Source organism: Corallococcus praedator (genome assembly GCF_003612125.1).
Lineage (GTDB): Bacteria > Myxococcota > Myxococcia > Myxococcales > Myxococcaceae > Corallococcus > Corallococcus praedator.
The window spans coordinates 1-22,778 of sequence record NZ_RAWI01000127.1 but is presented as its reverse complement, the minus strand read 5'-3'; the positions used below and the strand labels follow the sequence as shown (position 1 = coordinate 22,778).

Genomic DNA, 22,778 nt, shown 5'->3' with positions numbered 1-22,778 from the left:
CTCCAGTGGCGGCTCCCACGGCAGCAGCGGGAGCCGCCACTGGAGCGGCCACCGCCACCACCGGAGCCGCGGCCGCTGGACGACCCGCCGCCGGAGGAGTGGGCGCTGGAGCCACCACCGCTCCAGCTGCTGGAAGAACCGCCGCCCGAGGGACGGCCGCCACCGGAACCACCGCCCGAAGGACGCCCGCTGCTGGAGCCGCCCCAACCGCCGCTGGAGCCACCGCTCGTCTCGCGGACGCCGCCGGAGCTGCCGCTGCTCGAAGGACGCCCGCCGCCGGAACCGCCACCCCAACCGCCGCTGGAGCCACCGTTCGTCTGATGAACGCCGCTGGAGTTGCCGCTGCTCGAAGGACGCCCGCCGCCGGAACCGCCGCCCCAACCGCTGGAGCCGCTCGAAGGGGGACGCGCGCCGGAGCCGTTGCCGCCCGGAGGCGAGCGGGGACCGGAGTTCCAGCCGCCGCCATTCGAAGGACGCCCACCGCCGGAGTTGCCACCGGACTGCTGGTGGTGGCCACCGTTGCCGGGACGACCGTCATTGCGGCCGTTGTAGCGAGGGCCCGGCGAAGCCTGATGCGAGCGGTAGCCGCCGTAGTAGCCCGGACGCCCGTAGCCGTAGCCGTTGGAACGGTTGTAGTGCCCCGGGCGGTAGCGGTCGTGGTGGTAGCGGTTGTAGCCGTAGCCGTAGTAGCGCCACGACACGCCCGGATACCGGTACCAGGTGCGCAGGAACGGGTTGGGACGACCGAAGGAGAAGGCGATGTGCGCGTGGCGGTACACCGGGACGATGACGCGGACCGAGCCGTGCGACGCCCAGCCGCCGCCGATGAACACATACGACGGCCCCCGGCGGATCCAGTGCGGTGACACGAACACGAGGCCCGGACGCGGCGGCTCCATCCACGAGCCTTCCACCCACTCGTAGCCGTTGTTGCCCCAGTACCAGTAGCCCGGCGCCCAGGTGTAGTCGGGCGCGGGCGCCGCGGACTGCACCTCCACGCGCAGGGGCGGAGGCGCCTGGGTGGCTGTCACGTCCTCGCTGGCGACCTCCACGGGAATCTCCACGTCGTCGGAGCCCTGCTGCGCCCAACCGCCGGAGATCCACCGCCACACGTCGCCGTCCTGCGCCCAGTAGCCGTTGACGTACTGGTAGCCGGGCATCCGCTCCACCCAGCCGCCGGACTTGAAGAGCCACTGGTCGCCATCCCAGTACCAGTGGCCGGACGTCCACACCGCGCCGGCGTAGGGCCGGGCGCTCGGCGTCTCGGCGGGCATGTCAGGGGGGGCGGTCGGCGCGATGGGCCCGGACTCGTCCGCGTTGGGCTGCTCGACGTACGCATCATCCCCCCAGTCGTCCGCGGCGACCGGTGCGGTCTGCGCGTACGCCCCCTGGGAGGCCAGGCCGACAATCAAACAGACCCACCATCGAGAACTCATGACTTCGTCTCCAATCTCCAGACCCCGGAGGGGACGCGGGTCTCCCCCTATTTATTCATCTTCTGGACGGGCAGCCTGGATTCCGGTGCGACACTGCTACAGTCCCGACGGACGCGAATGCTGCGCCGACTCCTCCCCACATTGCTGGCCCTGGGTTGTGGACTGCTGGCTCTCGGCTGGGGGCTGGTGACCCTCCAGCGCATCTTCACCCAGGAGCGCGAGGACGCCCGCGCCCAGGTGCATTCCCGCAGCGCGGCCCTGGAGCTGCTCGCGGCGGAGGCGCTGCGCACCGCGCTGGCTCAACGGATGAAGGACCACCTGCCCGCGCTGAACGCGGCCATGGGGGATCCGCTCCAGCCCGCCGAGGGCTACTACCTGCTGTTTCGCGGCCACCAGTTCCTGCCGCGCGTGGACTGGCTCCGGGACGGCACGGACACCCCCGCGAAGGCCGCCTACGAGAGGCTGGTGCAGGCCCTGGAGGATGGCGACGCCCCGGCCCCCTGGCAGGAGCGGCTGGCGCGGCTGCGCGCGGTGGACGCCGCGATGGCCACCGGGAGCAACGCGCGCATCAGCGCGGCGGTGGAGGCGCTGCTGCGCCACCACGCGGTGCATCCCCTGCCGACCGACCAGGAGCTGCCCTTCACGCTGATCGCGGTGGAGCACCTGCAACGCGGGGATGAAACCCCGCCGCTGATCCGCGCGCTGGTGGGCGAGGGCCTTCCGGAAGAGCTGGGCGGCATGGCCCGGGGCGCGGGCCTGCAACGGGACCTCCTGCGCGCGCGGCCCCGGCTCACCCGGGACGACTTCGACTTCCTCCAGGAGCGCATCGTGGCGCTGAGCCTCGAGCTGGGGGAACCCAGCGACGCGTTCCAGGCCCGCGTGCGGGAAGCCGGCGCCGGCGCGCTGGTGCTCCCGGACTCCCTGAAGGGGCCGTCGATCTTCGGCGAGCAGTGGTACGTGGAGCCAGGGGCCGAACAGGTGCGGGGGCTGGCCGTGGACCTGACCGTGCTGCTCGCGGACCTGACCAGGGACCTGCGCGCGCGCGGCCTGCTCCTGAAGGACAGCGAGGTGCGCCTGCGGCCCGCGGGCGTGGTGCGGCCGCTGTCGGATCCAGGGTTGGAGGTGGCCATGCCCGGCTGGGCGAAGGCGGAGGCGGACATCGAGGCGCGCTACGGTCTGAAGACGCTGCTGGTGGCGGTGTGCGGCGCGCTCGCGTCCGCCATCGCGGCGCTGGCGGTGGTGGCCCAGCAGCGCAAGTACCGCTTCGTGGAGCTGAAGAGCGACTTCGTCTCCACCGTGTCCCACGAGCTGCGCACGCCCCTGGCGTCCATCCGCCTGCTGGGCGAGACGCTGGAGCGCAGGCTGGGAAGAAGCCCGGAGGCCGGGGACTACCCCACCCGCATCGTGCGCGCGGCGGAGGGGCTGCACTTCCTGGTGGAGAACATCCTGTCCTTCAACCGCATCGACAAGGGGAGATGGGCCCTGCGGCCTTCGCGCGTGCGGCTGGAGGAGGCGGTGGGCACGCTGCGCGATGACCTGCTGGACGCGGTGCAGGTGCCGGTGGAGCTGCGCTCGGAGGTGGACGACGTGGAGCTGGACGCGGACGCGTCGCTCGTGCGGATGTTGTTCGCCAACCTGGGCCGCAACGCGTGTCTCTACAACCAGCGCAGCCCGGTGGTGCTCACCGTGCGCGCGTACCCCCAGCCGGGCTTTGGCGCCACGGTGCTCTTCAGCGACAACGGCATGGGCATCCCGCCGGAGGAGTGGGAGCGCGTCTTCGACGACTTCTACCGGCTGACGACGACCGGCCCCGAAGTGCACGGCAGTGGCCTGGGGCTCGCGCTGTGCCGCAGAATCATGGGCCTGCACCAGGGCAGCATCCAGATCGCCTCCTCCAGCGAGGAAGGCACCACCTTCGCCCTGACCTTTCCCGAGACGCGCCGATGACGACGACGAGTCCCCCCTCCACCCGCCCCTCCATCCTCATCGTCGAGGACGACGCCAACCTGCGCATGGGCCTGCGCGACAACCTGCGCGACGAGGGCTACGACGTGACGGACGCCGCGTCGGCGAAGGACGCGGGGCCGCTGCTCCAGGGCCGCGTGTTCGACCTGCTCATCCTGGACGTGATGCTGCCGGGCGAGGACGGCTACAGCCTCTGTCGCCGGCTGCGCTCCGAGGGCGTCAAGAGCATGGTGATGATGCTCACCGCGCGCTCGCTGGAGGATGACCTGGTGCGCGGCTTCGAAGCGGGCGCGCAGGACTACCTCACCAAGCCGTACCGGCTCAGGGAGCTGCTCGCGCGCGTGCGGGCGCTGGTGCGCCGGGCCGGCACGGCGCCGCCGCAGGTGATGACGTTCGGCGCCTTCACGCTGGACCTGGGCCGCAGGGCGGTGCTGCGCGCGGACGGCAGTGAGGTGGACCTGACGCGCACGGAGTTCGACCTGCTGGCGTTCCTCTTGCGCCACCGGGACCGCGCCCTGCCCCGGGGCGAAATCCTGGACGCGGTGTGGGGCCGCGACGTCATCGTGGATCCGCGCACGGTGGACAACTTCGTGTCGAACCTGAAGAAGAAGCTCGGGTGGACGAGCGTGTCTGGCTTCACCATCCACACGCTGCGCGGCGTGGGCTACCGCATGGAAGTGCCGGGTGCCGGCCCGTCATGACAAAACCATGACGAACACATGGAGCGCTGTCCGCCCTTCGGGGTGCGCGACTCCGTAGGTTGCCTCTTGTGGGGACGGGACGCCTGGAGCGTCCGCCCCAACCAGGAGGCGGGCACATGTTTGAGTCGGTCATCGAACGGCGGGGGTTGCGCTCGGAACGGTTCGGTACGGGCGCGTGGTTGTCCATCGGCGTGCACGCGGGACTCCTGGGCCTGGTGGTCTTCATCTCAGGCCGCCCGCCGGAGGAAGCCCTCAAGGAGGAGCCGGTGGTCGTCTTCCGCCAGCCCGCCATCCGCAAGGGCGTGCAGCAGGCCGCGCAGCCGAAGCCGGCCGCCGCCAACCCGGTGGCCCCGAAGCCCAAGCCGCGCACCGACCGCATCCCGCGCACCCCGAAGCCGATGCCCACCGCGCTGACGGAGCCGAAGCCGGACCCGGAGCCGACGACGGTGGCGGACGCGACGAACACCGACCCGACCGTGGGCCCGGGCTCCGACGAGCCGGTGGGGCACCCGGACGGAGACCCGGACAGCACCAGCTCCATCGGAGCCATCGGCGTGCCGAACATCCCGGTCCAGGAGACCACCGGCACGGAGGTGCTTCCCTTCGGGAGCGGCATGTCCCGGCCGGAGATGCTGGGCGGCGCGCAGTTCGGCTACACGCGAGAGGCGCAGCTCGCGGGCGTGGAAGGCACGGTCTCCGTGAAGTGCGTCATCACCGCCGAGGGCCAGGTGCGCAACTGCCGCATCATCAAGGGCCTGCCGCACATGGATGACGCCGTGCTGTCGGCGCTGTACTCGCGGCAGTATCGGCCGATGACGTTCCAGGGCCGCCCGGTGAACGTGTCGTACACGTTCAACATCAACCTCAAGCTGCCCCGGTAGGCCCCGGGTGTCCGCCAGTGAAAGCGCCTGGACGCCTGCCCCCCGGGGGCAGGGGAAAAGGTTCGCGGTGGGAAAGCGCGCCCGTTAGGAACATCCCGTCGCGCCTGGCCATGTGCGCGATACCGGCACCGGATGGAGCGGGCCTCCCCCGGCCCGCTTCCGGTGCCGGTCCCTTTTCGCTGAGCGATGTCGGACACCTGGTACGACGTGGTGGTGGTGGGCGCGGGCTTCGGTGGACTGGCCACCGCGCTGGAGTTGTGTCGCCGGGGCGCGCGCGTGGCGCTCTGCGAAGCGCTCAACTATCCGGGCGGCTGCGCGAGCACCTTCCGCCGGGGAGGCTACGGCTTCGAGTCCGGCGCCACGCTGTTCTCCGGCTTCGAGGCGCATCAGCTCTTCGGCCGGTGGATCCGCGAGCATTCGCTGGATGTGACGGTGGACTGGCTGGATCCGCTGGTGGAGATGCGAGCCCCCGGACTGCGGTTGCCGGTGCACCGGGACCGCGCGCGGCTCATCGAGGATTTCAGCGCGATGCCGGGCGCCCCCGTGGAGGCCTTGCGGCGCTTCTTCCAGCTCCAGGCGCGGGTGGCCGATGCGCTCTGGCCGCTGTTCGATGACCCGGACCTGTTGCCTCCGTTGAGCGTGACGTCCCTGCTGCGGCACGCGGGGCGCGCGTGGACGTATGCGCCGCTGACGCGCTGGCTGGGCCGGCCGCTGGGCGCGGTGCTCGCGCACCACGGGCTTGAGCACTTCACGCCACTGCGCGTCTACCTGGATGCGCTCTGTCAGATCACCGTGCAGTGTTCCGCGGCGGAAGCAGAGGCCCCCTTCGCGTTCGCGGCGATGGACTACTACTGGCGCGGCACGGGGCACGTGCGGGGCGGCATCGGCCGGTTGGCGACGGCGCTCGTGAAGGCGATCCAGGCCCGGGGCGGACAGGTGCTCCTGGCCAACCAGGTGCGCGCGGTGACGCCCGTGGACGGCGGCTGGCGGGTGACGGCGCGGCGGGGTGAGTTGCTCGCGCGGCACGTGGTGGCCAACGTGCTGCCGCAGGGCCTGCGCTCGCTGCTGGACGTGCCCGTGGGACGCCTGCCCCGCGTGGATGCGCTCGCCGAGCGCGTGGCCGGCGGCTGGGGCGCGGCGATGCTGTATCTCGTGGTGCGTCCGCCTGAAGGGGACTCGGGGAGCGCGCACCACCTGGAGCTGGTGCGTAAGCCCGGTTCGGCCTTCACGGAGGGCAACCACCTGTTCGCTTCGGTGAGCGGAGTGGCGGACGAAGGGCGCGCGCGTCCGGGCCAGCGGACGGTGACGGTGTCCACGCATGTGCCCCTGAAGAAGCTGGCGGCCATGGCGCCCGAAGCGCAGGCGCCCTACTTCACCGACCTCCATGCGCGGATGCGCGAAGGCCTGGAGGCGCTGGCCCCCGAGTGGATGGGCAGCGTGGTGCACGTCATGACGGGCTCACCGCGCACGTTCCAGCGCTTCACGCTGCGAGAGGGCGGCGCGGTGGGCGGGGTGCCCCGGCGCGCGGGCCTGGGCAACTACCGGTTGCTGGGCCCGTTCCAGGCGCAGCGGGGCCTGTGGCTCGTGGGGGATTCGGTGTTCCCGGGGCAGAGCACCCTGGCCACGGCGGTGGGCGGCGTGCGCACGGCGGCGAGCATCGCGTCGGCGCGGTGAGGCACGGGCTCGGGCCCTACCCCATCGCCGCCGTGTCCCCCGCGCTCGGGGGCATCGTGCGCGCGGTGGCCGCCAGCTCCTCGAGGATGCGCACGGCCTCCCTCGCGGCGTCTTCAGGGCGCACGCTGGTGTCGGAGATGCCGGCGATGAGCCGCGTGCGGTCGTGGTCCACCGCCCCTGGCGTCGCCCACGTGCTCGCGGCGGGCGCCGTGAGGTACGCGGAGTAGGCGTGATGTCCCGAACCGGGGCGCTCACCAATCACGTGCACGATGGCGCGAGGCGTGGCGTCACCTTCGTCACCGAACAACAGGCGCCCCACCTGATAGCCCGCGCGCACCCGGCCGTGCTTCACCACCAGCACCTCGGGGGCCACGCTCCAGCCCTGCGCGCCCAGCTCCGCGCGCAGCGTCTCCACGAACGGCGCCAGGTGCCCCGCGTCCATCAGCGACCGTGGATCCAAGCCATCCGACACCACGAGCTGCGCGTCCCACCGTCCCGCGTGCCGCTCGCGCAGCTTGCGGACCTCGGCTTCTGAATCGCCGTCCAGGGATTCGCCCGACGGCGGATGCAGGATGTAGTCGCGCCGGTCCTCGGAGCACGTCCGCAACCGCACCGCTCCGGACAGGGACTCCACCGTCGCGTCGGACAGCTCCGACCAGAGCCCCACCTTGGCGTCCTCGTACAACTGGCGCAGGTCCTGCTCCAGCGCGGGCTCCAGCGTCCACGGCTCCTCGCCATGGCCCACCGCCAGCGGCACGCCCCGGGCGCGCACCCTCGCCATCTGCGCTTCCGCCTCCGCGCGCAGCTCCGCCTCCGGCCGCGTGTCTCCATGGTGCCGGCGGTAGTGCACGTAGACGTGGCGTGGATCCCCGAAGTGCTCGGTGGGGCGGCCGGCCGCGTCGATGACGCCCAGGCGCTGGAAGAAGGCCCACATCCGGTCATCCACCTTCAGGCCGTACCGCTCGCGCAACCGCACGTGGTCCTGGAAGGACGTCGTGAGGTAGCTGAGCATCGGATCATTCCGCGTGGGCAGCGCCATCAGGTACGCGGGCCCCGCTTCGGCGAGCTGCTCCTGGCACCAGCCCAGGTCATCCAGCGTCACGTCCATGTGCAGCGTGGAGCACACGTCCAGGCCCAGCGTGAGGCCGTGCAGCTTGCCCATCACGATGTCTTCCAGGCAGCAGCGCACCAACTGCTCGCGCGTGCGGAACACCTCCGGCCCGATGAAGCCCGCCACGTCGTTGACGTGCACCCACGGCGCCGCGTCCCGCCCCGCGCTGCCCTGCGCCACGGCGACCCGGCGCTTGAGGGCCCGCGCGAAGCCGTACTTGCGCGACTCGTGGATGAGCATGTCCGTGCCGTGGTGGTGCCCGTTCGTCGCGTCCGCGCCCTGCCCCGTCTCGAAGTACAGGCCCCACCGCCCGGTGCGGGACGCCGCGTGCGCCACCATCTTCTCCAGCGTCACGTCGAAGGTGCGGTTGGCCGCCTCGTTCCCCCCGAGGCTCTGGAACCAGATGCCCGTGGTGCCCGGGTGCCGCGCCTCCACCTGCGCCTGCACGTCGATATGGGACAGCACGCAGTGGGGCATCACGTCCGTCAGCCCGAACGTCACCAGCACTTCGTGCAGCGCCGCCTCCACCGCCGCCACCGACGTCGGATCCGACGACACCGGGTTGGTCCCCAGCACCACGTCCCCCACCGCGAAGGCCCACCCGTTGAAGACCTGCCAGCGGATGTCCTCCGGATGATCCGTGGGCGAGTTGGGCTGCAACCGCGCGCCCAGGTAGCCCCGAGCGCCCACGCGGCTCCCCGGCAGCGGATGGAACACGCGGCCACCCACGGCCTTCAGCTCCGCGTCGCTCATCAGCTTCACCACGCACGCGATGACGTCGCTGGGAAGCCCGTCGAGCACGTCGTGCACGGACGCCTCGTCCGCGGTGAGCAGGAAGTCCTTGAGCTGACCCAGCGTCCAGTCCGCCACGCGCCGCCAGCGCGCCGCGTCCCACGCTTCCAGGCTGAACACGTGCAGCCGGTCCTCGAAGGGCGGGTGCGCGTGCACGTCTTCCAGCCGCGTGCGCGACAACAGGGTCCGGGCCCGCTGCCGCGAGTCCTCGTCCGCCGCCGCGACCCCGATGGCCGCATCGCCTTCCTTGAACGCGTTCGCCGCGCCCAGCACCTGCTGGTACAGCCGCGCATCGAAGGCACCGTGCTGCCGCTGCACGTAATCCAGCACGTCTTCATCAGGAAGCACGTCGGGGAGACTGACGCTCATGGGGCATCAGCTTTAACCGGCCGCCCCGCCCCGCAACCATCCCCCCAGGGCCTTGTCGCCTGGGCGACGCCCGGATGCCTGCTGCTCCGGAAGCTTGCTGCTGCAATCGTCAGGTGGCTCGCGGCCCGTCCAATGGCTCAGCCGCCATCCGCGCCCGGGACGCAGCCTGGGGGTGGCCGCCACGCGTTCAAATCCTCCACGAGGGCGTCCTGGACGCGGCCCACGCCGTTCGGTGCATCGAGTCCGTGGACGGCGGGTTCGCGCGTGAAGGCCATCATCCGGGAAGGGACGGGCTGCCGTGGACAGCCTTCCTGGAAGGTGGCCTCCGCGTCCTCCAGCAGCTCGTTCACGTAGTCTTCTCCGACGGCCCAGGACCACGGGTAGGTCCAGGTGCCCGACCAGGGTTCGGCGCCTCCCGAGGGAAACCAGCTCCAGTTGAGGCGCGTCTGTCCGGAGGAGCCTCCGAACATTCCTCCCTGGACCCCGCCCACAAGGTTCGTCGCGGTCCATTCAATCCGGAAGTCCTTCGGCACGGGCGTGCGCAGGGCTTCCACCTGCACGTCGGCCTGCACCTCCGGAGCCAGCAGCAGCATCCACGTGAGTTCGCGGAGCCGCTCCGGATCCACGCGGCCCACCCGCACCTCGGAGCGGCGCGCGGCCTCCGTGCGAACCACGTCCACCCGTCCCTGGGACTGCAACGCCAGCCCTCCGCAGCTGCGGGCTTCGTACGTCGCGCCGGTCACCAGGTGGAACGCGTCCAACTGATCACAGAAGGCGTGGTGCCCGCGTCGGCCCCGCACCACCAGCCAGCCGTCCATCGGTGCGCGGATGCGTCCCAGCGGGAGCGCGGGCAGCACGGGCAGTGCTCCCGGAGCGTCGGCCAGGCACTCGCGCCAGGTCTTGTAGCGCTGCTTCGCGGGCTGCTTCCTCGCGCGTGCGGCGCAGTCCGGAGGACGGGGTCGGTCCTTCGCGGACGCACGAAGCTGGCCATCGCGCAGGAACTCCGGGCGAAAGGCCTGCTCCGCCCGCGCACGCCACGGTCCGGTCTCCATGCCGCACGCGTCGGCCTTCGTAGGACAGGCCAGGGCCTCCAGCCGATGTCCCTTGGAGTGCTCGCGCGTGAGCACCGCGCGAAGCTCCGGAGGGTTGACCACGGTGTGGGGCCCGGGACGTCCCAGCTCCAGGTGGGACGCGAAGAACGCCTTGCCGCCGTCGCGCCACCACGTCTTCAACGCGAGCGCGGACACGTCCTGTTCGCCGGAGTCGGGTTCCGAGACGGGCAGCCAGGCATCCTCCTCGCGGGCCAGCGCGAAGCAGCGCAGATCCCGCAGGGCGATCATCGCCGGGCGCAGCGGGGCCACCGTGTCGCCGTCCGCGAGTGCGTCTACCTGCTTGTCGAACGCGGCCAGTCCGTCACGCGCCTCGGTCCACCCGGGCGTGTCCGGAGCGCACGGAAGGATGCGAGGCGCCGCCGTCAACAGCCAGCCAAGCCCAGCCGACACCACGAGGGATACGGACATGCCCCCCATGGCAGACCGCTCCGTGCCGGACGTCAAGCCGCCGTCCCATGACGCTCCGTCCTGCGCACGGGCCGGGAGCGGCCCTACTCCGCGAGCAGGCCTGACCAGAAGCGCACCAGCCGCAGTGCCTCCAGCGCGTTGACCTCCCGGTCCATCTCCGCGTGGGTGATGAGCGGCGTGGGCATCAGGTGCACGCGCGTGAAGGGCTCCAACGCGCGCGCCAGCAGCGTGGACTCAATCGCGGGGATGACCGTGTCGTCCATCCCGTGCAGCAGATACACCGGCGCTCGCGGCGGGGCCGAACGCTCCGGCGACAGCGACGGATCCCCCGCGAAGTCCTTCACGAGCGGCAGCAACCGGGCCCCCAGCGCCGCCACGTCGCGCGTGTTCACCTGATGCAACAGCGTTGCGGAGGGCTCGGGCAGCTCCGCCTCCCGCCTGCGAGCCTCCGCGAACGTCGCCTCCGCCTGCCTCCCATCCACCAGCGTCAGGTGCGACGCGTGCAGGAAGGTGCGGACCCCGGCGCGCAGCGGTTCCACCTGCTCGGGGGGCACCAACCGGTCCGCCGCGCTGAGCAGGATGACCACCACGCCGTAGTCGTGCGGCTTGCGGCGCACCCCGTCCGCCTGGACGCCCGTGCACAGGAAGGTCAGCACGCGCGACAGCTCGCCGTGACCGCCAAAGGACAGCACCGCGGCCACGTTGTCGCGCAGGGACGGCCGCCCCGCGGCGACGACGGACAAGCCTCCGGAGAAGCTGATGCCGAACAGGTCCAGCTTCCCGTCGGGCGTCAGCGCCGATTGCGATAGCGCCCAGAGGGCCGTGTCCTCGATGACGTCCGTCAGACGCGGGGTGATTTCGTAGCGCAACAGGTCCGGCGGCTCTGGCGTGAGCACCGGCTGTCCCCCGGTGGCCAGGTCCCCCGCGAGCTTCACCAGTCGCGGCTCGTCGATGCCCGCCGCGTGCACCCCCGAGGTGAGCACGATGAGCCGGCCCTTGCGCTCCGCCGGCTGGTAGAGCCGCGCGCGCACCGGTCCGTGGCGCGTGGGCACCTGGAGCTGCGACACCGTGAAGGGCCCGGTGTCGAAGCGCGCCAGCGACTCCGCCGTGGTGCCGCGAAGGCCCGCCGCTCGCAGCATGAAGGACAGCCCCCGCAGCTCCGGAGGCAGCAGGAAGACGAGCCCCAGCAGCAGGACCGACAGCGCGGCCACCAGCGTCCAGCGGGTGCGGCGCTTCATTGCATCAGGGTTTCGACGAAGGTGCACAGCTGGTCGCGCTCGAAGGGCTTCTCCAGCAGCTCCTTCGCTCGGCGGCCCACGAACTCCCGGGCCTGGGGATTCACCCCGCCCGTCATCAAGCCGGTGCGCGGCGCCAGCTCCGGCGCCAACCGCTCCAGCTCCACCAGGAAGTCCATGCCACTCATGCCCGGCATCATCAGGTCGCAGAGGATGGCATCGAACCGCTCCCCATGGGACAGCCGCTTCAGGGCCTCGCGCGCGTCCTGGATGACGTGCACGTCGTAGAGGTTGCGCAGAAGCCGGCTCACCGCGCTGCCCACCGCCGGCTCATCGTCGATGAGCAGCAGGCGCCGCAGGTTCCTCGTCGCGCGCACGGCCTGCGCGGCCCCGTCCGCCGGGACCGCGAGCACCACGGGCTTCGACGCCTCCGCCTGCGCCGTGAGCGCCGGCAGCTCCACGCGGAAGAGGCTGCCCTGGCCCTGCTCGCTGGCGACCTCGATGTGGCCGCCCATCGCGTGCACCAGCGTGAGGCAGATGGACAACCCCAGCCCCGTGCCGCCCTTGGGGGAGCGCGTGGTGAAGAACGGGTCGAAGATGCGCTGGCGCACGTCGCCGGGCATCCCCTGGCCGTTGTCCTCCACTTCGATCAACACGTGCCCTTCACGGCCCGGGCGCACGCGCACCCGCAGCAGGTTCTCCTCCGCGGGCCGCTCGCCGAAGGCTTGAAGCGCGTTGAGCAGCAGGTGCGTGACGACCTGTCCCAGCCGCCCCTCGTTGCCGAGCACCGCGGCCACCGGCTCCAGCTCGCACGTCAGGCGCGCGCGGTGCTGGATTTCGTCGCGCATCAGCTTGAGCGCGCCATCCACCGCCCGCTGCACGTCCACCGGGCCGTGGCTCTCCTCCTCCACCCGCGAGAAGGTCCGCAGGTCTCGCACGATGGAGCGCACGCGCCCGGCGCCCTCCAGCGCTTCGGCCACCACCTGCCGCAACTCCTCCAACTGCTCCGCCGGCACCACCGGCTGCGCCACGCGCTCCCAGAGGTACGCCAGGTTGGACGTGACGTAGGAGAGCGGGTTGTTGATTTCATGCGCGACGCCCGCCGCCAGCGTCCCCACGGACGTCATCCGCTCCGCCAGCCGCCGCTGCGTCTCCAGCCGGGAGCGCTCGGAGACATCGCGCACGAGCCCCACGACGAAGCGCTCCCCGTTGGGCAGCGTGTACGCGGCCCGCTGCGTGAGCACTTCGCAGGAGCGGCCCTTCATGTCGGTGAAGCCGCCCTCGTCCTCCACCGTCTGCCCGGTGGTGAAGGCGCGCTCGTCCTGGCGCCAGGACAGCTCCGCCTCATGGGCTGGGATGACGGAGGAGGACACGTTGCCGCGCAGCGTTTCGACGGACTGCCCCATCAGCCGGCAGAAGGCGCTGTTCACCGCGACGTAGCGGTGTTCGCGGTCCTTGACGAACAGCGGCTCCGGCACCGCGTCCAGCGCACCCTGGAAGATGTCGCGGGTGCGCCGGAGCGCCTGCGCATCCCCATCCGCCGAACGCCGGCGCAGCGCGGCGATCCTCGCGCCCCAGAGCGTGCCGGGGGGCGCGACACATTCGTCCGCGCCCGCCTCGTTGAGGACTTCCGCCTCCGCGCCGTCGCGGGACGTGAGCACCACCAGCCAGGAGCGCGTCGGCAGCCGCCGGGCGTGCACCCACTGGCAGCGGGCCTTCACCGCCTCCAGGGGACCTCCATGGTCCCACAGCACGAGCAGTCCCTCGGGCAGGGGCTCCGGGGGCGTTTCGACGCGGAGCACACGACACGCGCGTCCCGCCGCCGTGGCGCAGAGGTCGCGCTCCACGTCCTGGGCCACCGGGGCTGGGACCGCCACCAGCATTGCCTGCACCGCGTTGCTCCTCGCGCCCCGCGGTCCGTGACACCCGCGCCGCCGGCCCGCATTGCAGCCATCCGGGGCCAACCCGTCAACGAGGGGCCATGAGGACCGCTTGCAAACATTTTCAGGGTCTGGTGGGACTCAGACTTGCAGGGAGGCGCGAGCCACGACGCGGGGTCCTACCTTGCATGAGGACAGGAGCGAACACCGGGCGCAGTGCTGGGGCAGCGTCTTCGCCGGGCAGGCCCCGCTCATTCCGTAGTGGCACAAAGCGAAATCGTAGCGGACCGGGTCGTCGGGATCGAGCGCGCGAAGGGACGCCGTCACTTCCTCGGCGGTGCGCCAGGTGAGATCCGTGCGGCGGGTCAGCCCCAGGTGGAGCGCCATGCGTCCAATGTGCGTGTCCAGCGGCACGAGCAGCACGGACGGGGGCACCTGCTTCCAGATGCCAAAATCCACCGCGTCGGGTCCGCGCACCATCCAGCGCAGGTAGAGGTTGAGGCGCTTGGCCGCGCCCGGTCCCAGCGGCGAGGGCAGCAGGTGGTGCAGGCCCCGCTCGGGGCCCATGGCCTCGCGCAGGGGCTCCATGGGGACGTCGCGGAGCGCGGCGGTGAAGGCGGCGAGCGCGCCGTGCAGCGTGCCGCTGGCCTTCCAGCCCTGGACGAAGAGCGCCTCCAGGCTGCCGTGCTCGCGCAGCGCCCGGCCCATGCCCAGCAGCAGCACGGCGAGGTCGGTGCCCACGTTGAAGCGGTACACGAAGCCCGTCAGCAGCGCCTTCGCGCCGGCCACGTCCAGCTTGCGCACGAAGGCCGCGGGGGAGGGGCCCATGTGCTTCAGCAGTCCATCCACCTTCGGGCGGAACAGGTCCGCGCGTCCGTACGCCAGCGCCGCCGCGAGCAGCGCGCTGACCTCCACGTCGCGAGGGTCCTGGTAGCGATGGGGGAACTCCACCGGGTCGAAGCCGATGCGGGCCCCCGCGTCGGTGGAGGCGAGGAACGCGTCCAGGCGGGGGCGCAGCCGCTCGGCCGCCTGGGTGCTCAGTCCGGTGTGCGCGCCACGGCGCTTCTTCATCTGATGCGCTCCTCCGTCATCGGCGGGCGCGCGGCCCTGGTGCCGCGCGCCCTTCCCTTCCTAACGGGTGAGCTCGCGCACCGCGTGGCCCAGTTCGGGGAGGATGAGCGCCTCCAGCGCCAGACGCACCGCCTGCGGTGAGCCCGGGAGCGCGAAGAGGATCATCCCCTGGTAGGTGCCCGCGGTGGCGCGCGACATCATCGCGGGGCTGCCGATCCGCTGGTACGACAGCATCCGGAACAGCTCGCCGAAGCCGGGCAGCTCCTTCTCGAACAGCGCGCGCAGGGTCTCCACCGTGCAGTCGCGCCGGCCAATGCCCGTGCCGCCGGTGAAGAGCACCGCGCGAGCCCCCGCCGCCTGCGCCTGCGCGAGCGCGCCCCGGATGGCCTCCGGATCATCCTTCACGACAGTGTGGCCGGCGACGGTGTGCCCGGCGGCGGACAGGCCCTCGCGCAGGTCCTTCCCGCTGCGGTCGTGCGCCGCGTCCCGGCTGTCCGAACACGTCACCACGAACGCGCTGACGTGCACCGGAGCCCGCGACTTGTGCTCCGCCGCCACCGCCGAACCCTCGTGCGAATGCCCGTGGTCATGCGAGTGGCTGTGCTCGTGCGAGTGGCCGTGCTCATGCGAATGCCCGGGGTCACCACCGTGCGCGTGCGAGTGCCCGTGGTCATGGCCGTGCTCGTGAGCGTGGCTGTGCTCGTGCGAGTGGCCGTGCTCGTGAGCATGGCCGTGCGCATCCTCGGGAGCGTGCTCGTGGGCGTGACCGTCCTGGCCGTGCTCGTGCTCATGCCCCGGGGTATGCGGGTGGGAGTGGCCATGACGGGGGTCATGGTCGTGGTCGTGTCCGTCGTGTCCCATGGTGGACGCTCCTCGGAAGGTCGAAAGGGGGCGGTGCGGGAAGAGGTCAGGCGTCGGGCAGGTCGACGACGAGCGTGCCGTCCTCGACCGCGAGGTGCACCGTCGGCTGGTCATCACACACGCCGGGCGAGGTGACGTTCTGCCCGGTGTCCATGTCGAAGCCCACCTCGTGGCAGGGGCACACCACGGTGTTGTCCTCGATGCGGCCGCCCGACAGCAGGCACCCGGCGTGGTTGCACCAGTCGTCGAGGCCCTTGTACCGGCCGTGGATCTTCGCGATGCAGACGTTGCGCTTGCCGATTTCGTAGCCGCGCATCTCCCTCTCTGCGAAGTCCGCGGGCCCCAGCTTTATCTTCGTCATTGCGTTCCTTTTTCCGCGTTCCTTTTCCCACAACCCGTCCGGGCCTGCATCCACCTTCCCCCAGCATTAATTTTCCGACCGTGACTTCCGACGTGACACCCTCCGCGGCCGTGCTCACCGACAAGGCGACCGTCGCCCAGGTCCTCCGGGACATGTCCCTGCTGCTTCAACTCCAGGGCGAGACGGGCTTCCGCGTCCGGGCCTACGACATCGCCGCCGACCGCATCGCGAACCTGCCGCAGGACCTGGGCGCCGTCGTCAACGAGGGCCGCCTGCAGGACCTCCAGGGCATCGGGCCCGGGCTCGCCGAGAAGCTCTCCGAGCTGGTGAAGACCGGCCGCATGAGCGCCTTCGAGGAGCTGAAGGCCCGCTTTCCCGCCGGCCTCCTGGAGCTGATGAAGCTGCCCGACGTGGGCCCCAAGAAGGTCGCCGTGCTCTGGAAGGAACTCCAGGTCGGCAGCGTGGAGGACCTGGAGCGCGCCTGCCAGGAAGGCCGCGTGCGCGAGCTCAAGGGCTTTGGCGCCAAGAGCGAGACGAAGCTGCTGGACGGCATCGCCGTGTACCGGCGCGCGAAGGGCGAGCGCAAGCTGCTGGGCGACGCGCTGCCCATCGCGGAGCAGCTGCTGGAGCTCATCCGCGCGGCCCCGGGCGTGGTGCGCGCCAGCCTGGGCGGCAGCGTGCGCCGCCGCGCGGAGACGGTGTCCGACGTGGACCTCATCGCCTCCGCGCAGGACGCGGGGCCGGTGCTGGACACGCTCGCGAACGCGCCGGGCGTGGCGACGGTGCTGGGCAAGGGCGACAGCAAGTGTTCCGTGCGGATGGTCGCGGGCGATCTCCAGGTGGACCTGCGCGTGCTGCCGGACGAGGACTTCGCCACCGCGCTGCACCACTTCACCGGCTCCAAGGGCCACCACATCCGGCTGCGCAACCTGGGGCACGAGCAGGGCCTCAAGATCTCCGAATGGGGGGTGCACCGCGAGGACGGCACCAAGGTCCCGGTCCCCGACGAGGCGACGCTGTACCGGCTCTTGGGCATGCAGGAGGTGCCGCCGGAGTTGCGCGAGGACTCGGGCGAGGTGGAGGCGGCGAAGGCCGGGAAGCTGCCCGAGGACCTGGTGACGCTGGAGGACGTGCAGGGCGCGGTGCATGCGCACAGCACCTGGTCCGACGGGCGCAACTCCCTGGAGGAGATGGCGCGCGCGGCGCAGGCCCTGGGCCTCAAGTACCTCACCATCACCGAGCACAGCGAGGCGGCCATCTACGCGGGCGGCCTCAAGGTGGATGACCTCAAGCGGCAGTGGGAGGAGATCGACCGCGTGAACGCGGCGGTCCCCGGCGTGCGGCTGCTCAAGGGCATCGAGGTGGACATCCTGGAGACGGGCGCGCTGGACTACGCGGACAGCGTGCTGGAGCAGTTGGAGGTCGTCATCGCGTCCATCCACGTGCGCCACTCCATGGACGAGGACCAGATGACGCGCCGGGTGCTGGCCGCGCTGGACAATCCGCACATGCACATCCTGGGGCACCCCACCGGGCGCCTCATCCAGAGCCGGGATCCCTACCCCCTGCGCATGGAGGAGGTGCTGGAGCGCGCGGCCGAACGGGGCGTGGCGGTGGAGGTCAACGGCAAGCCCCAGCGCCTGGACCTGAAGGCCGAGTACGTGCGGCAGGCCGTCGGACGCGGGGTGAAGCTGGTGGTGAGCTGCGACGCGCACCGGCAGGAGGACCTGCGCAACCTGTCCTACGCGGTGGCCACCGCGCGCCGGGGCTGGGCGAGGAAGAAGGACATCCTCAACACCCGGCCCGCGGCCAGCTTCCTCGCCGCCCTGCGGGAGCGCTGATAGGCTCGCGGGCGCGCAGATGTTCCGCCCGCTCCTCTTCGTCCTCGCCCTGCTCTGCCTCCTCGTCACGCCCACCCGGGCCGGCGCGGAGGCCCGTCCGTCGCGCGCCGACCTCCAGCGCGTGCTGGAACTGCATGCCCGCTCCGTGGTGCGCGTGCGCGGTCCCCAGCACGCCGGCCCCGGCATCATCGTGGGCGCGGACGGGCAGGTCCTCACCGCCGTGGCGCACGTGGGCCCCCAGTCCGCCCAGGTGGAGCACGCGGGCAATGCGCTGACGGCGCGCGTGGTGCTCTCCAGCACCGTGCTCCAGGTCGCGGTGGTGGCCGGTCCCCAGGGCGCATGGCCCGCCGCGCCGGTGCGGCTGGTGCCGGAGGGACTCGCGGGCCGCTGGGTCGTGGGCGTCACGCCGGGAGGCAAGGGCCGCAGGGACACGCCTCGCGCCGCGAAGGCGAAGGCCGCGCCCGCGCCCTTCTTCGACGTGCCCCTGACGCTCGCGCCGGGCAGCCCCCTGTACGACGGGGACGGGCGGCTGGTGGCCGTCGTCGTCGAGCGCCGGGGCAAGGCCGTCCGTGCGCTGCCCCTGAGCGCGGTGAAGGCGGAGCTCGCGTCGGCGGACGCGCCATGAGCCGGCCTCCGGGGCCACCATTCCGCTTGAGCGCGGTGCAGGAAGCGGTGGGCCTCTGGGCCCTGGGCTTCCTGGGCATCGTCGGCGCGTTCCTCCTGGCCGGTGGCACCAGCGTGCCCAAGCTGGTGGCGACGGTGGGCTTCCTCTACCTGCCGCTCATCCCCATGCGCTGGCGTGACGAGGACTACCGCGACTACGGCCTGTCCCTGCACGCGTGGAAGCAGGACCTGCGCCTGTTCGTCATCCTGTCGCTCATCGTGGGGCCGCTGTTCTTCGCGGGCTTCGCCGCCTTCGTGCAGGTGGTGCCGCACCTGCCCCCGGGGCTCGCGCGCCACCTGACGCCCACCATCGGCGAAGGCCACTTCCAGCCGCGCCTGCCCCCGCGCTTCGGCGAGTGGATCATCGATCAGCTCTTCGTCGTGGCCCTGCCGGAGGAGTTCTTCTACCGGGGCTACGTGCAGGCCCGCCTGCGCGACGCGTGGCCCCAGGGGCGCGTGGTGCTGGGCGGTCGGCTGGGGAAGGCCTTCTGGGTGACGGCGCTGCTCTTCGCGCTGGGACACCTGGCCATCTTCCAGACGTGGCGGCTGGCGGTGTTCTTCCCCGCCCTGCTGTTCGGCTGGATGCGCGAGCGCACCGGCACCATCGTCGGCTGCACCCTCTTCCACGCCGCGTGCAACCTCTACGTGCGCTTCCTCGAAGTGTCCTTCTTCGGCGGTCCCTGAGGCCCGCCGACGCGAGCGGCCGGACTCAAGCCGGCTCAGGCCGGAGGCAGGTGCTGGACCTGGAGGTCCGGCCCCACCGCCAGCGTCGTCCCCGGCGCCAGCTCCACCCAGCCCTGCGTGCGGGTGACGTGGCTGGCCACCACCACGGTGCGTCGGCGCCGGTGCGCCCCCACCGCGGGCCAGGCCTCCGACGTCGTCGCGTCCACGCCGCAGCGTTCGCACTCCGCGCTGCCTTCCAGGCGCGTGTAGTACAGCGGAGATTCGCCACAGCGGGTGGCCAGGAGCACCGCGCCATTGGTGACCACCAGATTCAGCGGGGGCGTGCGCACCTGCCCCGCCGCCACGAGCGCGGCCTCCACCTCGCGCACCGTGTCGCGCAGCAGGCGCCCCGCGACGGCCGGCTCCAGGCGTGGATCATCCGTGCGGCCCGCGTCGCGCAGGTGCTTGAGGAACAAGGCGAAGAGCACCTCGCTGTCGGTGGCGCCGCGCACTTGCCGCTGGAGGTGCTCCGGCACGCGCGCCAGCAGCGGAGCGCGCAGGGGCTCGAAGCCCGGCAGCGGGTCCTGATGGGCGAACAGCCAGTGGCGGGCCCGGAAGGGCTGGGTGTTGTCCTCGGGCGACAGGCCGGGTGGCAGCCGACCCGCGTGGAAGAGCACCGCCTCCGATTCGTGTGGAGGGCCCAGGTCGTCCAGGGTGACGTCCGTGCCCGGGGCCAGCCGGCGCAGCAGGACCTCCTCCTGGGCATAGGAGCCCACGCCCAGGGCATTGGCGCGGGCGTCCGGACGCAGGACGACCTGCTGTGTCAGGCGGTGCAGCTCGCACCGCAGGAGATTGGGATCCGACGACAACGCGGCGAGAATCGCGGACATGCGCTGTACCCCCCTTCCTTCCTAGGGATAAGGCCGGGGTGGGTGCGATTCAGCGACGCCCCCCTGCTCCCCTGCTCTGGCGCTAAGCCCTTGAAATGGCTGGCGTTTGGCCTTCCAGTGAATTGACACGTCACACCGTGGGGCCTAACCTCGGTCCGCTTCTCGGCAGCTCCCCCCCAGAGGAACCGGGGTGCAGGTCTTTACCGGAGACGGAATGGCGGACGACATCGCAATCGGCATCGACCTGGGCACGTCGTATTCGTGCGTGTCCGTCGTCCACGAAGGCCAGCCCACGGTCATCCCCAACGAGTGGGGCGAGACGACGCATGCCTCGTGCGTGTCCTTCCTGGAGGAAGGGTCCGTGCTGGTGGGCAACGCGGCGAAGAAGAACATCATCACCAGCCCCGAGAACACGGTGTACTCGGCCAAGCGGCTCATCGGCCGCTACTACTTCTCCGACGAGGTGAAGAAGGCGCAGGCGGTGATGCCGTACCGCATCGTCGAGGGCGAGAACAACTCGGTGCGCATCGGCGTGCGCGAGCGCAGCTACTCGCTGCCGGAGATTTCGGCGCTGGTGCTCAAGGAGATGAAGGCCGTCGCGGAGACGTACCTGGGCCGCGAGGTGACCAAGGCCGTCGTCACGGTTCCGGCGTACTTCAACGACAACCAGCGTCAGGCGACCAAGGACGCGGGCCGCATCGCGGGGCTGGAGGTGTTGCGCATCATCAACGAGCCCACCGCCGCGGCACTCGCGTATGGCTTTGGCCGGGACGTCAACCAGCGCGTCGTCGTGTATGACCTGGGCGGCGGCACGTTCGACGTGTCCATCCTGGAGATTGGCAAGGACGTCTTCGAGGTGCTCGCGACGGCGGGCGACACGTACCTGGGCGGCGACGACTTCGACGACCGCATCATGACGTGGATGGCGGACGACTTCCTGGCGCGCACGCGGTTGGATTTGCGGCAGAACAAGTACTGCCTGCAGATGCTCAAGGACGCGGCGGAGAAGGCGAAGATCGACGTGGGCCAGTACGGCACGGCGGAAGTGGTCTGCCAGGGCATCTGCCAGGACGCCAACGGCAACGTGATGGACCTGCGCAACACGCTCAACCAGGACCAGTTCAACCGGATGGTGATGGACCTGGTGCAGCGCACGTTCAAGGTCTGTGACGAAGCGCTGCAGAGCGCGCGGCTGACGGCGGCGGACATCGACGCGGTCATCCTGGTGGGCGGGCCCACGCGGCTGCCCATCATCCGCAACTCGGTGAAGCACTACTTCCAGAAGGATCCGCTGGAGGGCATCAACCCGGATCAGGTCGTGGCGATGGGGGCCGCGCTCCAGTCGCACGCGCTCCTGGACAGTAAGACGGAGACGTTCCTGGTGGACGTCACGCCGCTGACGCTGCGCATTGGCACGGTGGGTGGGTACACCGAGAAGATCATCGACAAGAACACGCCGGTGCCCATCGACCGCTCGAAGACCTTCACCACCAGCCGCGACGGGCAGGAGAAGGTGAAGATCCGCGTGTACCAGGGCGAGTCCAACCGCGCCGAAGAGTGCGAGATGCTGGGCGAGTTCGAGTTCGCGGGCTTCCGCATCGGGTATCGCGGCGAGGTGAAGATCGAGGTGACGTTCGAGATCAACACGGACGGGCTGGTGAACGTGTCCGCGTGTGACGTGGAGACGGGCCAGAAGACGTCCACGTCGATCACGCTGTCGTCCGGCATGACGGAAGCGGACATCCAGCAGTCGATCCAGTCGAACCGCAACACGCGGCTCGCGGGCCACAACAGCAACGACCTGCCGGCCATGGCCAACTAGGCACCGCCGATGTCCGAGCCTTCTGATCCGACGTCCGGCGCACCGCCAGGGCCTTCCACGCCCGCGCCACCCGCACGTCCAGCGCTGCCCCGCCTGACGGCGGCCGTCCCCCCGTCCGTCGCGCCCGCGCCACGCCCCCCGAGCGGCGCCGTCCCAGCGGTTCCACCGCGCGCGGCACCGCCGGTGGGAACCGGACCGGCCACCCGCGCCACGCCGCCCCCAGTCGCGCCCGCGGGAGCGCAGTCCCCGTCGTCCGCGGGAATCCCGGCGGTGGCGCCGGCGACGGCGAGGCCTTCATCGGCCGGTGGGGTGGCGTCGGTGGAAAAGCCCGCGGGCCCGGCCGCACCGCCGCGTGCGCCGACCGCTGGAGCCCCCCCGCGTCCGACGCCAGCGGGCCTCGCGCCCGTGGGTGCGGCACCACCGGGAGTGGCTCCCATGGGAACCGAGGGCGCGGCACCGCGTCCAACGCCAGCGGGGCTTGCGCCCGTGGGAGCGGGAGGAGCACCGCCGCGTCCGACGCCCGCGGGGCTCGCGCCCGTGGGTGCGGCACCGCCGGGAGTGGCTCCCATGGGAGTCGAGGGCGCGGCACCGCGTCCGACGCCTCCGGGCATCGCGCCGATGACCTCCACGCCGCGCTCGCCGCCACCGGGAGTTCCGCCCGTGGGCTCCGCGTCCGCGACGCGGCCCACCGTCCCCGGGATTCCGTCCGTGGGAGCAACACCTCCGCCGCAGGTCGCGTCGGCGGGTGCGCCCGCGCAAGCACGGCCTACCGCCAACGCCCTTCCCGCCGTCGGAGCAACGCCTCCGGCCCAGGGCGCGGCGGTCCCCGCGCACGCACGCCCCACGGTGAGCACACCCGCAGTCGGTGCGACGCCTCCGGCCCAGGGCACGGCGGTCCCCGCGAACGCACGCCCCACGGTGAGCACCCCCGCCGTCGGTTCAACGCCCCCGGCCCAGAACACGGCGGTCCCCGCGCACGCACGTCCCACGGTGAGCACGCCCGCAGTCGGCGCACCGCCCGCGCCCCAGGGCGCGACGGTCC

At 71.6% G+C, this 22,778-nt stretch carries 17 protein-coding genes and 1 pseudogene; 9 read left to right on the top strand and 9 right to left on the bottom strand.

Translation table 11 applies throughout. The features are described from left to right. Positions 1–1,436: YXWGXW repeat-containing protein (locus tag D7Y13_RS18150; RefSeq protein ID WP_120630734.1), on the bottom strand; the 1,436-nt coding region annotated here is incomplete at its 3' end. Positions 1,437–1,553: 117 nt separating this feature from the next. Between D7Y13_RS18150 and D7Y13_RS18145 the strand changes: the two genes are divergently transcribed. The 4 genes from D7Y13_RS18145 (at position 1,554) to D7Y13_RS18130 (ending at position 6,657) form a co-directional block, all read left to right on the top strand. Next, a complete protein-coding gene (locus D7Y13_RS18145; RefSeq protein WP_120531124.1) occupies positions 1,554–3,383 on the top strand; it encodes a sensor histidine kinase in 1,830 nt (609 codons plus the stop codon). Beyond that, positions 3,380–4,102 (top strand): response regulator transcription factor, encoded by a 723-nt coding sequence (locus tag D7Y13_RS18140; RefSeq protein ID WP_120531125.1) that lies wholly within the window; start codon positions 3,380–3,382, stop codon positions 4,100–4,102. Before D7Y13_RS18145 ends, D7Y13_RS18140 begins: the two co-directional genes overlap by 4 nt. A gap of 116 nt (positions 4,103–4,218) precedes the next feature. After that, positions 4,219–4,983: an energy transducer TonB gene (locus D7Y13_RS18135; RefSeq protein WP_120531126.1), complete on the top strand. Its 765-nt coding sequence runs from the start codon at positions 4,219–4,221 to the stop codon at positions 4,981–4,983. Positions 4,984–5,169: 186 nt separating this feature from the next. Then, positions 5,170–6,657: a phytoene desaturase family protein gene (locus D7Y13_RS18130; RefSeq protein ID WP_120582487.1), complete on the top strand. Its 1,488-nt coding sequence runs from the start codon at positions 5,170–5,172 to the stop codon at positions 6,655–6,657. Between the two features lie 16 nt (positions 6,658–6,673). Here the strand turns inward: D7Y13_RS18130 and eutB are convergent, their stop codons facing one another. From eutB to D7Y13_RS18095, 7 genes are all read right to left on the bottom strand, one after another. Further along, positions 6,674–8,929, bottom strand: a complete 2,256-nt coding sequence (gene eutB, locus D7Y13_RS18125; protein WP_120582488.1) for an ethanolamine ammonia-lyase subunit EutB — start codon at positions 8,927–8,929, stop codon at positions 6,674–6,676. 137 nt (positions 8,930–9,066) lie between these two features. Next, positions 9,067–10,449, bottom strand: coding sequence for a hypothetical protein (locus D7Y13_RS18120; protein WP_147444189.1), 1,383 nt, complete (start codon positions 10,447–10,449; stop codon positions 9,067–9,069). Between the two features lie 83 nt (positions 10,450–10,532). Next, the gene (locus D7Y13_RS18115; protein WP_120582490.1) at positions 10,533–11,687 is read right to left on the bottom strand and encodes a hypothetical protein; all 1,155 of its coding nucleotides are present in this window, start codon (positions 11,685–11,687) and stop codon (positions 10,533–10,535) included. Then, the gene (locus D7Y13_RS18110) at positions 11,684–13,567 is read right to left on the bottom strand and encodes an ATP-binding protein (protein WP_120531131.1); all 1,884 of its coding nucleotides are present in this window, start codon (positions 13,565–13,567) and stop codon (positions 11,684–11,686) included. The genes D7Y13_RS18115 and D7Y13_RS18110 overlap by 4 nt, the downstream gene beginning before the upstream one ends. A gap of 138 nt (positions 13,568–13,705) precedes the next feature. Then, on the bottom strand, positions 13,706–14,635 hold the full coding sequence (locus tag D7Y13_RS18105; RefSeq protein WP_199732674.1) for a TIGR02757 family protein: 930 nt from the start codon (positions 14,633–14,635) through the stop codon (positions 13,706–13,708). A gap of 60 nt (positions 14,636–14,695) precedes the next feature. Next, entirely contained in the window at positions 14,696–15,163 is a 468-nt protein-coding gene (locus D7Y13_RS18100) for a MogA/MoaB family molybdenum cofactor biosynthesis protein (RefSeq protein WP_120531144.1), read from the bottom strand. Between the two features lie 379 nt (positions 15,164–15,542). Beyond that, positions 15,543–15,857 carry a Rieske (2Fe-2S) protein gene (locus D7Y13_RS18095; RefSeq protein WP_120531132.1) on the bottom strand — a complete coding sequence of 105 codons (315 nt, stop codon included), beginning with the start codon at positions 15,855–15,857 and terminating at the stop codon, positions 15,543–15,545. Between the two features lie 80 nt (positions 15,858–15,937). Here D7Y13_RS18095 and polX point away from each other — a divergent pair, with 80 nt between their 5' ends. The 3 genes from polX to mrtX are packed head-to-tail and all read left to right on the top strand — an operon-like array spanning position 15,938 to position 19,045. Next, a complete protein-coding gene (gene polX, locus D7Y13_RS18090; RefSeq protein WP_255425214.1) occupies positions 15,938–17,698 on the top strand; it encodes a DNA polymerase/3'-5' exonuclease PolX in 1,761 nt (586 codons plus the stop codon). Positions 17,699–17,717: 19 nt separating this feature from the next. Further along, on the top strand, positions 17,718–18,323 hold the full coding sequence (locus D7Y13_RS18085) for an MXAN_2756 family trypsin-like serine endoprotease (protein ID WP_120531134.1): 606 nt from the start codon (positions 17,718–17,720) through the stop codon (positions 18,321–18,323). Beyond that, entirely contained in the window at positions 18,320–19,045 is a 726-nt protein-coding gene (gene mrtX / locus D7Y13_RS18080) for a myxosortase MrtX (RefSeq protein ID WP_120531135.1), read from the top strand. Before D7Y13_RS18085 ends, mrtX begins: the two co-directional genes overlap by 4 nt. Positions 19,046–19,080: 35 nt before the next feature. Here mrtX and D7Y13_RS18075 read toward each other — a convergent pair whose 3' ends face one another. After that, on the bottom strand, positions 19,081–19,914 hold the full coding sequence (locus D7Y13_RS18075) for a class II glutamine amidotransferase (RefSeq protein WP_120531136.1): 834 nt from the start codon (positions 19,912–19,914) through the stop codon (positions 19,081–19,083). A gap of 214 nt (positions 19,915–20,128) precedes the next feature. Between D7Y13_RS18075 and dnaK the strand changes: the two genes are divergently transcribed. Together dnaK and D7Y13_RS45260 are read left to right on the top strand one after the other, a co-directional pair. Beyond that, positions 20,129–21,736 (top strand): molecular chaperone DnaK, encoded by a 1,608-nt coding sequence (dnaK, locus tag D7Y13_RS18070; protein ID WP_120531137.1) that lies wholly within the window; start codon positions 20,129–20,131, stop codon positions 21,734–21,736. A gap of 567 nt (positions 21,737–22,303) precedes the next feature. Further along, a pseudogene (locus tag D7Y13_RS45260) lies at positions 22,304–22,778 on the top strand (hypothetical protein); the annotation flags it as partial.